This is a genomic window from Lentzea jiangxiensis, from assembly GCF_900104175.1.
Lineage (GTDB): Bacteria > Actinomycetota > Actinomycetes > Mycobacteriales > Pseudonocardiaceae > Lentzea > Lentzea jiangxiensis.
Genome location: NZ_FNIX01000012.1, coordinates 175,406 through 190,027, shown reverse-complemented (window position 1 = coordinate 190,027; position 14,622 = coordinate 175,406). Strand labels below are relative to the sequence as shown.

At 70.2% G+C, this 14,622-nt stretch carries 11 protein-coding genes; 5 read left to right on the top strand and 6 right to left on the bottom strand.

Annotated elements, in window-relative coordinates; genetic code table 11:
* Positions 1-21: 21 nt before the first annotated feature.
* Positions 22-1,269, top strand: coding sequence for a cytochrome P450 (locus BLQ91_RS27215; RefSeq protein WP_090101117.1), 1,248 nt, complete (start codon positions 22-24; stop codon positions 1,267-1,269).
* Between the two features lie 120 nt (positions 1,270-1,389).
* On the opposite strand, the gene BLQ91_RS27210 is transcribed toward BLQ91_RS27215, so the two are convergent.
* Positions 1,390-2,220, bottom strand: a complete 831-nt coding sequence (locus BLQ91_RS27210) for a methyltransferase domain-containing protein (protein ID WP_090101115.1) — start codon at positions 2,218-2,220, stop codon at positions 1,390-1,392.
* 106 nt (positions 2,221-2,326) lie between these two features.
* Positions 2,327-3,235, bottom strand: coding sequence for an SAM-dependent methyltransferase (locus BLQ91_RS27205; RefSeq protein WP_218130424.1), 909 nt, complete (start codon positions 3,233-3,235; stop codon positions 2,327-2,329).
* 413 nt (positions 3,236-3,648) lie between these two features.
* Between BLQ91_RS27205 and ispH the strand changes: the two genes are divergently transcribed.
* Genes ispH through ispG form a run of 3 tightly spaced genes read left to right on the top strand, consistent with a single transcriptional unit; the run spans position 3,649 to position 7,603 of the window.
* Positions 3,649-4,608, top strand: coding sequence for a 4-hydroxy-3-methylbut-2-enyl diphosphate reductase (ispH, locus tag BLQ91_RS27200; RefSeq protein ID WP_090101113.1), 960 nt, complete (start codon positions 3,649-3,651; stop codon positions 4,606-4,608).
* A 44-nt stretch (positions 4,609-4,652) separates the two neighbouring features.
* Complete coding sequence (locus BLQ91_RS27195; protein ID WP_090101111.1) at positions 4,653-6,470, top strand: 1-deoxy-D-xylulose-5-phosphate synthase; 1,818 nt, start codon at positions 4,653-4,655, stop codon at positions 6,468-6,470.
* Positions 6,467-7,603 carry a flavodoxin-dependent (E)-4-hydroxy-3-methylbut-2-enyl-diphosphate synthase gene (gene ispG, locus BLQ91_RS27190; RefSeq protein WP_090101108.1) on the top strand — a complete coding sequence of 379 codons (1,137 nt, stop codon included), beginning with the start codon at positions 6,467-6,469 and terminating at the stop codon, positions 7,601-7,603. Before BLQ91_RS27195 ends, ispG begins: the two co-directional genes overlap by 4 nt.
* A gap of 41 nt (positions 7,604-7,644) precedes the next feature.
* On the opposite strand, the gene BLQ91_RS27185 is transcribed toward ispG, so the two are convergent.
* Positions 7,645-8,028, bottom strand: a complete 384-nt coding sequence (locus BLQ91_RS27185) for a LuxR C-terminal-related transcriptional regulator (protein WP_218130423.1) — start codon at positions 8,026-8,028, stop codon at positions 7,645-7,647.
* Between the two features lie 108 nt (positions 8,029-8,136).
* Here BLQ91_RS27185 and BLQ91_RS27180 point away from each other — a divergent pair, with 108 nt between their 5' ends.
* The gene (locus tag BLQ91_RS27180; RefSeq protein ID WP_143022831.1) at positions 8,137-8,424 is read left to right on the top strand and encodes a hypothetical protein; all 288 of its coding nucleotides are present in this window, start codon (positions 8,137-8,139) and stop codon (positions 8,422-8,424) included.
* A 5-nt stretch (positions 8,425-8,429) separates the two neighbouring features.
* On the opposite strand, the gene BLQ91_RS27175 is transcribed toward BLQ91_RS27180, so the two are convergent.
* From BLQ91_RS27175 to BLQ91_RS27165, 3 genes are all read right to left on the bottom strand, one after another.
* Positions 8,430-9,638, bottom strand: coding sequence for an MFS transporter (locus BLQ91_RS27175; protein ID WP_090101101.1), 1,209 nt, complete (start codon positions 9,636-9,638; stop codon positions 8,430-8,432).
* Positions 9,639-10,082: 444 nt separating this feature from the next.
* A complete protein-coding gene (locus BLQ91_RS27170; protein ID WP_090101099.1) occupies positions 10,083-12,470 on the bottom strand; it encodes a LuxR family transcriptional regulator in 2,388 nt (795 codons plus the stop codon).
* Positions 12,471-12,472: 2 nt separating this feature from the next.
* On the bottom strand, positions 12,473-14,590 hold the full coding sequence (locus tag BLQ91_RS27165) for an ATP-binding protein (RefSeq protein ID WP_090101097.1): 2,118 nt from the start codon (positions 14,588-14,590) through the stop codon (positions 12,473-12,475).
* Between the last annotated feature and the right edge of the window lie 32 nt (positions 14,591-14,622).

Below are 14,622 nucleotides of genomic sequence, written 5' to 3'. Positions count from 1 at the left end.
ACTTGATGCTGGAGAGGCGAAATGGCTGTCACTGCCGATTCCGGACAATTGCGTGAAGGCAGGCCGTTCGACCCGTATGGCGCACATCGCGACGACCCGTACTCATTTCTGGCCGACATCGGCGACGCGGAGCCGGTGTTCTACGCCCCTCTGCTCGACGCGTGGTGCGTCACCCGGCGCGAGGACATGGTCGCCGTGCTGAAGGACGACCGGAGCTTCTCGGCGCGCGACCACAACCCCCGCCCCAAGGTCGCGCTGCCCGAGGACGTGAGCCGGATGTTCCGCACCTGGCGCGGCGCCGGTGCGGTGGCCGTCGGCTCGCTCGACCCTCCCGAGCACTCCAGGATCAGGGACCTGCTCAACGCCGGGTTCACGCCGGCCAGGGTCAGGGCGTTCGAACCCACGATGCGCGCGATCGCCACCGACCTCGCCGAGCGCGTCGCCGTGGCGGAGGAGTTCGACTTCATCGCCGCGTTCGCCGTGCCGTACGCGCTCGAGGTGATGTGCCGACGCCTCGGGGTTCCGGACGAGTACCTCGAACGCTGCCGCCTGTGGTCCGAGCAGCGCATCGAACTCATGATGCTGCAACAGGACACGGATCCCGATCTGCTGCGCGAGCACGCCCGCGGGCTGATGGAGTTCGGGGCGTTCGCCCGTTCACTCGCGCAGGATCGGCTGGCCTCACCGCAGGACGACCTGATCAGCGAGCTGCTCCACGACGGCAGGTCGGGCCGGACGCTCACCGCCGCCGAGGTTGCCGTCCAGATCCCCACGCTGATCTTCGCGGGCCACATGACCTGTGCCGAGGCGCTCGGCACGATCCTGTTCCAGCAGTTGCGGTCCTCCGGCGGCTGGGCCGAGGTCGTCGACGGGACGATCGCCGCGCGCGACCTCGTCGAGGAGGGGCTGCGGTTCGACAGTCCGCTGGCGGGCATGTACCGGACCGCGACGCGGGACGTGGTGGTCGGCGACGTCCACCTGCCCGAGGGCAGCCGGCTGCTCCTGCTGTACGGCGCGGCCGGCCGGGACAGTCGTGCCCACGCGTGCCCCGCGGCGTTCAGCCCGGGCAACCGGTCCGCCACGCACCTCGCGTTCGGGCACGGCATCCACTTCTGCCTCGGAGCCGGGTTCGCCCGCGCGGAACTGGAGATCGCGGTGCAGGCTCTCGCCGTCAGGATGCCGGGTTTGACGCTGGCGCCGGGGCAGTCGCCCAGCCACCGGCCGGTCTTCCCGCTCCGGGCGTTGACGGAGTTGCGCGTGCGGCAGTGAGGCCGGGCCGGCGCTCGAACGTCCCCGCCTGGAACGCCTCTGCCTGAAACGCCTCTGCGGGGCCTGGGATTCGTGAGATCCCAGGCCCGCAGGGGTTTCGCGTGCGTCAGTCCTGGCCGGTCATGCGCGGGTCGCGGTCAGGTAGAGGTAGCCCTGCTCCGGGGTGACCGCGGACAGGCGCATGAAGTCGAGCAGCGAGGTGGCCTGCTCCTCGCCGACCAGGGCGACCAGCTTGTCGCGTTCGGTCTCCACGGCGTCGGCCATGACCGCGAGGGTGCGGCAGGAGTTGGCGCTGATGTCGCGGATCTCCACGTCGACGAAACCGTTGGCGGCCAACTCCGTCCGGTACTCGTCGATGGTGGCCAGGGACTTCACCGCGTAGTTCTCGCAGACGTGGTCCAGGACCACGCGTCCCTCGGGGCTGACCGGGCCGCGCTCGATGACGTCGGCGATGGCGAGGCGGCCGCCGGGGCGCAGGACGCGGGCGATCTCGGAGAGCACCTGGCCGCGGTCGGGCATGTGCCACATCGACTCGAACGCCCAGGCCGCGTCGAACGAGCCGTCCGGGAAGGACATGTCCATCGCGTCCGTGAACTGGAACGTGGCCTTGTCGGCGAGCCCGGCCTCGGCCGCGAGCTCGTTGGCCCGCGCCACCTGGACGTGGCTGACCGAGATGCCCACCACGTTCACGTCACTGGTGCGGACGAGCCGCAGCGCGGGGTGGCCGATGCCGCAGCCGACGTCCAGGACCCGCTGGCCGGGCTCGGCGGAGAGACCCGAGATCATCATGTCGGTGAGCCGGTCGGTGGCCACCTCGATGGAGCTGTGGTCGTCGTCGTTCTCCCAGTATCCGTAGTGGTAGTTGGGGCCCCACGCGGAACCGTAGATCTGACCGATCCCGTCGTACACGTCAGCGACGTCGCTGGGAGCGGGAGACTGCTCGAGCGTCATGAGGAACTCCAGATCGTTGTGATGTGGCGGGAATCCGGCCCTACGGCTGATCGCGCGGGCGCCCGGCCGGGAACCCCGGCCGAGCGCCCGCGCGATGGTGTGTCGCTCACTTCTTCTCGAAGCGCAGGAAACCCAGCTGCAAGCCCCCCGCCCGCCATTCGGCGCCCTGCGCCTCGTTCGCCAGCAAGGAGATCCTCATCTGCCTGCGCTCCACTGCCGAAAGGCCGCTGTCGCTGTCCAGCGACGCTTTCGTCCAGGCGGCGCTCTCCTCCCAGAACGGCGCGGTCTCCGCGGTGGCGTCGACTTCGTCGACCAGTTCGAAACCGGCGGCCTTCGCGGCCTCCGCGTAATCACGCACCGTGGCCGGCTTCGTGTAGAAGTACTCAGCCCACACATCGGCCCCGCGGGGGCGGGTGATGAACACTTCCTCGACGCACACGCTCGCGCGCGGACGCAGCACGTGCGACAGGCGCTCGAACCACTGACGGCGGTTGAAGTAGCCGCTGCTCTCGATCGCGACCGCCGCGTCGTACGGGCCGTCGTCCACGGTGAGGCGGTTCGCGTCGCAGACCAGTGCCCGGACCTTCCCGTCCAGACCGCATTCCCGCGCGAACCCGTTGACGATCGGCGCGTGTTCCGGCGCGTTGGTGACCGACGTGACGTCGGCGCCGTATTCCTGCGCCCAGAACAGCGAGCCTCCGCCGAGCCCGCAGCCGACGTCCAGGACCTTGCCCGACAGCCGGTGTTCGGCGCCCCAGATCTTCGCCGCGTACCGCAGCAGGCCCTCCTGGTGAAGGCGAATGCTGTCCCGAATGGTCTCGGGCGTCGCGTCGTCGGCGTGCGGAGGCGTTTCGCAGGAGGGGTAGTACCCGACGTGGTAGTGAATCCTGGGGCCGGGTCCGTATTTGCGGACCAGCTTCGCTGTCTTGTCGTCGTAGTACTGGCCGACCACCCTTACCTCATCCTGAGGGTCCAGCGCTGCCAGAGGTGAACTTGAAATGTTCGACACGGTCACTTCTCCAGGGCTCGATGCCGACGAGTGTGGTGAACGGCCTGCAGTGGTCGTTGCATGGTGCCCGTCATAATTCGACTGGGATTCGAAACGCAGCGCCGCCCCGAAATCGAGTGGCAGCTATCGGATTCCATCCTGGAGGGACGGCCCTGGTCGTGTCAACGACGCGGCGTGAGCGGGTTCGACTTTGGGAAAAACCCCAAAGAAGACCACGTGAAGCCCGGATTGGACTATTCTCCGGATAGGTGGATGCTGTGTGCGACACCAAAGCCGTGTCGGAGTCCGGCTATTAAGCGGCATCGGGGCGGGCAATACCTCCTGAGAAGGACTCGGTTCCACCTGCCGGCGGATGCCCTGTCAGGCAACGCGGAGCCAGGCGTTCCGAGGTGGGCGTCGTGGCGCGGAACGGAGTGGGAATGAGTGGCGGTAAGCAGGTCCTGCTGGCCGAGCCGCGGAGTCTTTGCGCCGGGGTGCGCCGGGCGATGGCCATCATCGACCTCGCGCTCGAACAGCACGGCGCGCCGATCTACGTCCGCAAGGAGATCGTGCACAACCACTACGTGGTGCGCGGGTTCCAGCAGCGGGGTGTCGTGTTCGTCGACTCCGAGCAGGAGGTGCCCGAGGGCGCGGTGTGCGTCTTCTCCGCGCACGGCGTCTCCCCGCAGGTGCGGCAGAACGCGGACGCACGCGGGCTGGACGTGCTCGACGCGACCTGCCCCCTGGTGGCCAAGGTGCACCAGGAGGCCCGCCGGTTCGCCCGGGACGGCCGGACGTTGCTGCTGGTCGGGCACGCGGACCACGAGGAGGTCGAGGGCACTTTCGGGCACGCTCCCGACCGGACGATCATCATCGAGACGGTGGCCGACGCGGAGGCGCTGGACCTACCCCCCGACGCACCGGTCGCCTACCTCACCCAGACCACGCTCTCGGTGGACGAGACCAAGGACATCATCGCCGTGCTGCGGCGCAGGTTCACCGAACTGCGCGGGCCCGCCACCGACGACATCTGCTACGCCAGCCAGAACCGGCAGGACGGCATCAGGGCCGTCGTCGACCGGTGCGACCTGGTGCTGGTGGTCGGTTCGACCAACTCCAGCAACTCGATCCGGATGGTCGAGGTGGCGCGCAGGCTCGGCGGCAGGGCAGAACTGGTGCCGGACGTGACCCACTTCGACCCCGCGTGGCTGACCGGCGTGAGCACGGTCGGCGTGAGTGCCGGGGCGAGCGCGCCGGAGGTTCTCGTCGACGAGCTGGTGGAACGGCTTGCTTCGCTCGGGTACGCGGACGTGGCCGTGCACCGCGTGGCGACCGAGGACGTCGTGTTCTCCCCGCCGGCACGACTCACCGGCGTGCCGGACGCGCCGTCACCGAGCTGACCGGGCCGGCGACCTGACGAACCCCGTGAGGAGCACTGTCCGACATGGCGCTGCTGCAAACCGTGCGCGACCCGGCTCGGCTGCGTGAGCTGACCGCAGGAGAGCTCCGCGACCTCGCGGGGGAGGTCCGCGCGTTCCTGATCGAGCGGGTCTCCGCCGCCGGGGGACACCTCGGGCCCAACCTCGGCGTGGTGGAGCTGACCATCGCGCTGCACACCGTGTTCGAGTCCCCACGCGACCGGTTGCTGTGGGACACCGGGCACCAGTCCTACGTGCACAAGATCCTCACAGGCCGCCAGGCCGGTTTCGACCGGCTGCGCCGCTCGGGCGGGGTCTCCGGCTACCCGAGCCGGGAGGAGTCCGAGCACGACCTGGTGGAGAACTCGCACGCGTCCACCGCACTGTCCTATGCGGACGGACTGGCCAGGGCGGACGCGCATCTCGGCCGGCGCGACCGGGCAACCGTCGCGATCATCGGCGACGGAGCCATGACCGGCGGCATGGCCTGGGAGGCGCTCAACAACATCGCGGGCGGGCCGGACCGGCCGCTCGTCATCGTGCTCAACGACAACCAGCGCTCCTACGCGCCGACCGTCGGCGGGCTGGCCGAGCACCTGACCGGCCTGCGCGACGGGCACGGGCCGGGCGTCTTCGGCCAACTCGGGCTCGGTTACCTCGGCCCCGTCGACGGTCACGACATCTCCGCCGTCCAGGACGCCCTGCGCGAAGCGGTGGCACTGGACGGGCCGGTGGTGGTGCACGTGATCACGGCCAAGGGCAAGGGGTACCGGCACACCGAGACCAACGACCTCGACCTCGGGCACGCGGTCAAACCGATGGACCCGCACACCGGGCAGGCGCTGAAGGCGTCGCCCCCGTCGTTCACGTCGGTGTTCGGCGAGAAGCTGGTCGAACTGGCCGAGCGGCGCGACGACCTGGTGGCGATCACGGCTGCGATGACCGAGCCGACCGGGCTCCTGCCGTTGCAGCGCAGGTTTCCACACCGGGTGATCGACGTCGGCATCGCCGAGCAGCACGCGGTCACGATGGCCGCCGGGTTGTCCATGGGCGGCGTGCACCCGGTGGTGGCCATCTACTCCACGTTCGTCAACCGCGCGCTCGACCAGCTGCTCATGGACGTCGCGCTGCACCGCCGCCCGGTGACGTTCGTCCTCGACCGGTCCGGGGTGACCGGCGACGACGGGCCGAGCCACAACGGCATGTGGGACCTGTCGGTGCTGCAGGTGGTGCCGGGGCTGCGGATCGCGGCGCCGCGGGACGGCGCCCGGCTGGCCGAACTGCTGACCGAAGCGGTGGCGTGGGACGAGGGTCCGACACTGCTGCGATGGCCCAAGGGGCCCGCCGGTGATGACCTGCCCGCGATCGCCACGTTCAACGGCATCGACGTGCTGCGCCGCTCCGGCTCGATGGACGTCCTGATCGTCGCGGTCGGTGCACTGGCAGGACTCGCGCTCACGGTCGCCGAGGGCGTGCGGGTCCAGGGCATCGGCGTGACGGTGGTGGACCCCAGGTGGGTCACACCGGTCAACCCCGCGCTGGCGGACATGGCCCGCCGCCACAGGCTCGCGATCACGGTCGAGGACAACAGCCGCGCCGGAGGTGTCGGTTCCGCGATCGCGCAGACGTTGCGGGACGCCGACGTGCACACCCCGCTGCGCGAGTTCGGCATCCCGAGGCGGTTCCTCAGCCACGGTTCCAGGGCCGAGGTGCTCGCCGCCTGCGGGCTGACCGCGCAGGACATCACCAGAGCCGTGGCGGAACTGCTGACCGGCCTCGACACCGCGGAGCCGGGCATCGACGACCTCGGCACCTGGCCGGTTCGCACCGGGGAGGAACGATGACGACCGTTGCCTTGGGAATGCCCCTGCCGCGCAGGGAAGAACTCGCGGTGGCCACCCGCCGGACCTCTCGCAGGATCATGGTCGGTCCGGTACCGGTCGGCGGCGACGCGCCGGTGTCGGTGCAGTCGATGACCACCACGCTCACCGCCGACGTCGACGCCACCCTGCGGCAGATCGCCGAGCTCACCGCGGCCGGCTGCGAGATCGTGCGGGTCGCCGTGCCGTCGGCGGACGACGCGGCCGCACTGCCGACGATCGCGCGCAAGTCGCAGATCCCGGTGATCGCCGACATCCACTTCCAGCCCAGGTACGTGTTCGCCGCGATCGACGCCGGCTGCGCCGCGGTGCGGGTCAACCCCGGCAACATCCGCCAGTTCGACGACCAGGTCGGCGCGATCGCCCGTGCCGCGGGAGATGCGGGCGTGCCGATCCGGATCGGCGTGAACGCCGGGTCGCTGGACAAGCGGTTGCTGCGCAAGCACGGCGGTGTCACCCCGGAGGCGCTGGTGGAGTCGGCGTTGTGGGAGTGCTCGTTGTTCGAGGAGCACGGCTACACCGATCTGAAGATCTCGGTCAAGCACCACGACCCGGTGGTGATGATCGAGGCGTACCGCCGGCTCGCCGCCCGCTGCGACTACCCGCTGCACCTCGGCGTGACCGAGGCAGGGCCACGTTTCCAGGGCACGATCAAGTCCTCCGTCGCGTTCGGCGCACTGCTGGCGGAGGGCATCGGCGACACCATCCGGGTGTCGTTGTCCGCACCGCCGGTCGAGGAAGTCAAGGTGGGCAACCAGATCCTGGAGTCGCTGGGGTTGCGGCCGCGGGGGCTCGACATCGTGTCGTGCCCGTCCTGCGGCCGGGCCCAGGTCGACGTGCACACCCTCGCCGAGAGGGTCACCGCGGCACTCGAGGGGTTCCCGGTGCCGTTGCGGGTGGCGGTGATGGGCTGCGTCGTCAACGGGCCGGGCGAGGCCCGCGAAGCCGACCTCGGCGTGGCCGCCGGCAACGGCAAGGGCCAGATCTTCGTCAAGGGTGAGGTGATCCGCACGGTGCCGGAGTCGCAGATCGTGGAGACCGTCCTGGCGGAGGCGGCCCGCATCGCCGAGGAGATGGGTGTGGACGTTGAGGCGTGACATGCGGTTCGCGCAGGAGTGCGCGAACCGCATGCGGCACGTCAGTCCACGGTTTCACACGCAACACGCGGGGGCCACGAATCCTTTCGCAGGATCTCGAGGACGTATGCCCTGGAAACCAATGCGACGCGATTGGGAGCCTGCAGCTTGTCGGACATGACTCGGACATGGTAATCGATGGTCTTCGAGCTGAGGTACAACTCCCTGGACAGCCGTCCGCTGGAGAAACCGGCCGCAACGCCTTCGAGGATTCTGGCCTGGATGGAGCTGAGCATCCAGCAGCCGGTCGACTGGTGCACTTCGTACTCGGCGGAGTCCGTCGATCTCGGACGTGCGTGACCGGAGAGCACCTGGCCGAATCCGTGCTTTCGGGCACAGCCCGGGTGGTGCTCGCACTTGTGCAGGTCGTTCTGCCGGTTGTCCATGACACCCATCCATTCCTGTGAAGCCAGCCAGGTCAGGACTGCAATCAGAGATAACGGGGGAGGAGACTCAGTTTTGTGTCCACAGCGGAACAGTTGTGAGGGACGACGGTGACAACGTTGACGCGCGATGCCCGGTCTGCGCCGCCGGCGGCAGCGGACGCGCTGATCAAGACCCTGCACGAGGACCTGAGCGGGCTGCCGGCCAGCGCGCAGCTGGACGCCGTGCTGTGCCTGCTGGAGGCGGCCCGGTTGATGCTGCGCGCTCACGGCCGGACGCGGGGTGAGCTGACCGGTGACGACCTCGACGACATCCGCGCGACCATGCGCGCCGCGTCGCTCTCGGTGCGCAGCTACCTGTGGCGGACCGGTGACACCGATCCGGTCGCACCGGAGTGAGGTGCTCAAGACGCCGCCGTACGCGCGCCTTCTGCCGGCACTAGCGCCGTGGTCGCCCCGCGCAGGTCCGGCAGGAAGGTCATGGCGATCGCCGCGCAGGCCATGAAGCCCGCGCACACCAGCAGACCGCCGCCGAAGCCCGCGCCGGTCGCGAGCACGCCCAGCGTGAGCGGTGCGAACGCGGAGACGCCGCGCGCGATGTTGTAGCAGAACCCGGCACCGGTCGTGCGCACCCTGGTCGGGAACAGCTCGCCGAGGTACATGCCGAAGATGCCCGCGTAGGCCGCGAAGAAGGCGAACAGCGGGCCCAGCCACAGCAACGCCGTGCGGTCGGCGGCGATCACGTACAGCGGCAGGGTCAGCGCCACCCCCGCCAGCGACAGGATCAGCGCGTTCTTGTGGCCGATCCGGTCGGCGATCAGGCCGAAGACGTTGTAGCCGAAGAACATCCCGAGGTTGAGCACCGTCAGGAACAGCGCGACCGTCGCTGCCGGGATGCCCTTGTCGGCCTGCAGGTAGGTCGGCAGCCACGTGGACGCGCCCCAGGCCCCGAACATCGCGAACCCGGCGACGACCGCTCCGAGCACAGTGCGTTTGCGCAGTTCCGGGGCGAAGATCTCCGTCACCTTCACCGGCGTGGTCTTCTGCTGAGCCCATTCGGCCGACTCGCGGAAGAACACCCCGACGATGACCAGCGGGATCACCACGCCCACCCCGCCGAGGAAGAACAACAGGCGCCAGTTCGGCAGCAACGCGCCCGACAGCAGCGCGGCGCCCACCCCGCCGATCGGGAACGAACTGAGCACGAACGCGACCGCCCGGCCTCGTTGCGCGGCCGGCCAGGTCTCGATCACGTAGGCCGACGCCACGCCCCAGACCCCGCCCAGGCCCATGCCGGCCAGGAAGCGCAGCACGACGAACAGCGTGAAGCTCGGCACCACCAGGATCGCCGCGGTGAACACGCCGAACACCGCGAGCGAGAGCATCAACGCCCGCTTGCGGCCGTAGTTGTCGGCGAGCCAGCCGACGGTCACGCTGCTCACCCCGATGCCGAGCAGGGTCGCGGTGGCGAGCAGACCGCCCTGGGTGGTCGTCAGTCCGAGGTCGGCACGGATCACGGGCAACGCGAAGGACAGGAGCAGGATCTCCAGCGCGTCGAACATGTAGGCGACGAACGAGCCGAAGAGCACAACCCACCGGTTGGATCCACTCAAGCGAACCAGTCCATTCAGTCGTCGGGGTTCTTCACGATCCGCGCGGCGACGCACGATGACGGGCGGCACAAGCGCGAAATCGAGTAAATGCCGGTCCGATTTCTGCCCGGTTCGCAGTCGTCGCGGCCGCCGCTCAAGTACGCGCCCGGCGACTCGACCGTCCAGAAAGGACGAAAAAACGCCGTTCTGCCTGGAAGATTGATAATTCCTGACGGGCCCCGACGCTACGAAAGACTTCAGGTCCCGGTCAACAGCCGACCCCGGATCGCCCTTAAAACTGTGGTTCGGCCACGCGACGGGTCGGTCGAACTGAGACATCGCCGCTGAAAGGTGCGGCCCAATTGAGATGCGTTGCCCGGGAATCTTGGGTCGATCAGCCGTTTCCCGGACGTCAGACCGGAATTTAAACACACTCACAGCGACTCGGGCACGTTCCGGGCAGCGTCAAGTCCAGAACGGATGATTCCACGCGCCGGCCAGCTCCGAACGGCGCAGGACACCGAGTTTCCGGTAGGAGTTCGTCAGGTGCTTCTCCACGGCTCTGATGCTCACCGAAAGCGTGTGCGCTATGTCCTGGTTCGACCGCCCGGTCACCGCGAGTGTCACCACCTCCCGTTCGGTGCGGGTGAGTCCCGCGCGCCGGACCTCGCCGCGCAGGTGGGCACCGGCCTGTCTCACGAGGCGCTGGTCACCGCATTCCACGGCGATGTCGTGGCACCGTCGCAGGTGTTCGGCGGCGGTCTGCTCGTACCGGTCACGCAGGCGCAGCCCCAACGCCAGGTGGGTGCGCGCCAGCTCCAGCCGGTCGGCCGAGGTGGAGAGGGCATCCGCGGACGCGTGCAACAGGTCCACGCCCCCGGCTCCCTCCGTCAGGCCGCCGAGCACGCGCAGGGTCCGGCCGACACCAGCGGGGGCACCCCATTCGACAGCGCGTTCGTGGTCCTCCTCGGCGAGGGTCCTGGCCGCACCGGTGTCACCGAGCTGCCGCCACAGCCCGACCGCCGTGGTTCGCCACGGGAAGAGCACCACGTTGCGCCACCCCAGCTGGTCGAGCCGACTGCCCGCGTCCGTCAGGCGGCGCAGACCACCCCACGCATCGCCCCCGGCAACCGCGTCCACGCCCCGCACCACGTCGAACACGGCTGCGCTGCAGGGATTTTCTCCAACCGGGCGGCTCGCGAGCAGACGCTCGGACAACCGCTCGTCCTGGACCTTGAGCGCCACCACGGCCAGGGCGAGCACCGCGTCCGAGTCGAGTGCCCCTTCACCCGCATCGTCATCGAGCGCGGTCTTCGCCATGAGCCCCGCCTCGGCGACATCGCCCAGGTGCACGGCCACAAGAGACCTGCTCACCCGGAGCAACGTCTGGTCGTGCGAGTCCGCCTGGGCGAGCGCCCGATCCGTCCAGGTGGCTGCCTCAAGTGGGGAATCGGTCGCGCACAGGGTTTTCACGAGCAGTCGTGCCATCTCGTCCGCGTGCCCGGTGCTCGGCGATACGTGCTCGAGGAGATGACCGGCCCGCACCGCCACCTCGTTCGCGGGCAGGCGCGCCGCCAGTGCCGCCGAGTGCGACAACACCGCGAGCAGTTCTCGTTTTGCCGCACCAGCCGTGTTCGGTTCCTGCCCGAGTTCCTCCAGCCGCGCGGCGGACTCGGTGAGTTCGGTGAGGTCCGTGTGTCCGGCGTACCGCATCCGCGCCTCGACCCGCAGCGCCAAGTCGTGGTCGCCGAGGTCACGAACGTCCCGCTCGGCGTCGCCGATGACGTCCCGAGCCAGCGGCAGGGCCGCACCGAAAGCCGCGATGGGCATCCGCAGCACTGCTGCGGCACGATCCCGGCGCGACCCGAGCACCTGGACCGCGTAGGACAGGTGTTGCAGCGCCAGCAGGCTGTCCGTCGCGCACTCCGCGACGGCGAGTTCGACCAGCACCGCGGCACGTTCGGGTCCCGCCGCCGCTACCGCCCTGCGGAGGAAGTGCAGTGCGACCGGCCGTTCCCCCCGGCGCAGCGCGGTGTCCGCGGCGTCCCGGAGGACCTCGACCGCCCACTCGGGGAGGACCGACCCGGTCGCGACGAGGTGTTCCGCCACGTTCCCCGCCGGATCGCCCAGGCCGAACAACAGCACGGCGGCCGCCGCGTGGCACGTGTCGTGCTCGGAGGCCGTCATCGTGGCGAGCACGGCGTCCCGCACCGCTGGATCGACGAGACACGGATTTCGGTGCGGTGTCACGAGTCCCAGTGAACGAAGACTCCGCACCACCGCATCAACGGTGACGTCGTCGAGCCCGGCCAGCTCGGTGATCAGGTCGATCTCGGCCCGGTCACCGAGCACGGCCATCGCCTTGGCGACATCCCGCACCGGTTCGGGCTGCCCGCGCAAGAAGTCCGCCACTCGACGCTGGGACCACCCGGGCGGCTTCGTCTGCCGCAGCCGCACCACGGGGCCGGGAAGCGCGATGTCAGCGCCTGGCCCGCCCTCCCGGACAGCGGCCACCACCAGGGCGTGCGCGGCGACGTCGGCCAACCACCGCACGGACGACTCGTCCGCCCACTGGAGGTCGTCCACCACGATGACGACGAAGCCGGCCGGGACGGGCCGGAGCTGGTCCGCCACACCGAAGTTCCAGTCCCGTTCGCCGGGTGCTCCGCTCGCGCGCAGCACTTCCGCCCCGGCGCCGGCCGCCTGGACGGCCAGCGCTCGCAGCAACGCCGACTTCCCCGCGCCCGTCGGCCCCCGGACGGTCACGAACGCACCCTTGCCGGAAGCCGCCGTCCGCAGAGCCTTCGTCAGGCGGTCCATCCCGGTCGCCCGGCCGGGCAGCGCGTCGACCACGGTCAGCTCCAGCCGGCTGCGGGATGCCCGGCGAGGAGGCCGGGGAACAACTGCGCCACGAACTCTCCGGCGGCATCCCCCGACGGCATGCCGTGCACCACGTCCACTAAATCCCGGGTGTGCCGCAGAGCGGCGGGGACACCCCACCTCCCGACCAGGTCGCAGGTCTCGTCGATCAGGGCGTCGGCGTGCGCGACCTCGCCCGCGGCCCGCCAGCCCATCGCCGCGAGCAACCGCCAGGGCAGCACAACGGGATTGACCACACCCATGTCCCGCAGGCAGCGACCGGACTCGAGGAAGATCGCGGTCGCGGTCGCGGGTTCCGCCACCAGCGCGACCAGTCCGTGGGCGAACAGCCGCCAGGCATGCGCCAGGCCGTGGACCACCTCGGCTGGTGCCTCGCGGGTCAGCGCCTGGCGGGCCTCGTGCACCAGCCCGGCCGCGAGCAGCAGCACCACCTCCAGCACGAGGTGCCGAGCGCTGAGCAGGGGAGGCCGGGCGCCGGGCGGCAGGCACGCCTCCATGCCGGCCAGGTCCTCCGCCGCCTCGACGACGCGCCTCTGCCGCAACCGCACCGAGCAGCGCAGCAGCATCGCCTCGGCGACAGCCACCCGAGCGCCGTACCGCCGGCCGTCCACGAGGACGGCGTCGACGCCGGCCAGCGCGGTCTCGTACTCGGCGGCCCAGGACAGCGCGTCCGCCGCCGCGAGGCGAGGTGTCAGCGACCCGCGCACGGCCAGAGCGCGGGTCGCCAGTGCCACGGCAGCCGCGCCACCGCGTCCGCCACGGGCCAGGCGCCAGGCGGCTACCCCCTGGCACACCGGGTCCGCGGGCGAGTCCGGGAGCGGCGGCACGGCGGGGACACCGAGTTCGCCCGGCTCGCCCGCGACGCCCACGACGTACCAGTAGAGGCCTTTCAGCGCCTCGCGTTCGCCTTCGACCAGATCCGGATGCGCGAGCGCGGTCTCGACGGCACGGCGGGACACCCCGAAACGTTCGCGGCAGGCCACCAGGTCCGCCGCGCGCAGACGCGGGCCGGACGTCGCCGGGCCGGTCATGTGCAGGACCTCGACCAGTCGCCGATCAGCGGCATCCGGTGCGTGGTCCACTTCGCACTGCGCGAGCTGGATCAGGACGTCCGCGCGCGTCGCCTCGTCCGCGGGCTCGCTCAGCGCCCTGACGAGCAGCCGGGCAGCTTCCGCCGTCCTCCCCGCGGCGGCCAGCACCCGGGCTTCCCGCTGGAGCACCAGCCGAGCCCACGCCGTGCCGGCAGGTGGTGCGTCGACGAGCATCGCGCTCATCCGCTCGAAACCGAGCGCGGCCCGGTGACCGAGCACCACCGCCGTGGACCGCAGGTCGTTCCGCTGGTCGACCGTCATCGCGGCGAGCACGGCTCCGGCCACACCGCCGGCGAGCGCCGGCTCGTCGGGCGAGACCAGTCCGAGACCGCGCAACCTCGTCATCGCCCGGTCGGCGAGCACGCGGTTCAGGTCCGCGAGCTCACGCGCCACGGACCATTCGAAGCGTCCGCCGCAGACCGCCATGGCGCGCAGCAACCTGATGTCCTGCTCGGACAACAGGTGCAGCGTTCGCGCGATCCGGTCCTCGTCCACAGCGGGCAGGAGCAGGACAACGACGTACCAGGGTGGTGCGGTGACCGAGCCGTCCTCGGCGAGCTCGGCGAGCGCGTCCTCCGCCACCGTGCCGAGTCCGGCGGTGGCCAGGACCACGACCACCGGAGCCCGGTGGATCCTGCGCAGCAACGCGCGGAGCCAGCGGACCGAGCCCTCGTCCATCCACTGGGCGTCGTCGAGCACGAGCACGACGGGTGCGGCTTCGAGAAGAACACGGCACGATTCCGCCATCGAACGGTCCGGGCCGACTCCCAGATCATCCAGGATCCGCGTGAGCACGGCACCGTCCTCATCGGACTCGACGGCCGACGCGCGAACGGAGATCAGGCGGGTACCCAGCTCGGCCACGTGATCGGCGACCTGCCGCACCACCTCGGTGCGACCGGAACCCGGCGGCCCGGTCACCTCGAACACGGCTCCGCCACCGCGACGCAGGCTTGCGGCGAGCTCGGTGGCGAGTTCCTGTTCGCCGATCCTCGTGGTCACGCGGAACTGCGGGTCCGGTGAAGTCGATCGTC

Coding starts and splice junctions, on each gene's coding strand:
- BLQ91_RS27215 (WP_090101117.1), top strand. CDS start 22: ATGGCTGTCACTGCCGATTCCGGACAATTGCGTGAAGGCAGGCCGTTC.
- BLQ91_RS27210 (WP_090101115.1), bottom strand. CDS start 2,220: ATGACGCTCGAGCAGTCTCCCGCTCCCAGCGACGTCGCTGACGTGTAC.
- ispH (WP_090101113.1), top strand. CDS start 3,649: ATGAGTGGCGGTAAGCAGGTCCTGCTGGCCGAGCCGCGGAGTCTTTGC.
- BLQ91_RS27195 (WP_090101111.1), top strand. CDS start 4,653: ATGGCGCTGCTGCAAACCGTGCGCGACCCGGCTCGGCTGCGTGAGCTG.
- ispG (WP_090101108.1), top strand. CDS start 6,467: ATGACGACCGTTGCCTTGGGAATGCCCCTGCCGCGCAGGGAAGAACTC.
- BLQ91_RS27185 (WP_218130423.1), bottom strand. CDS start 8,028: ATGGACAACCGGCAGAACGACCTGCACAAGTGCGAGCACCACCCGGGC.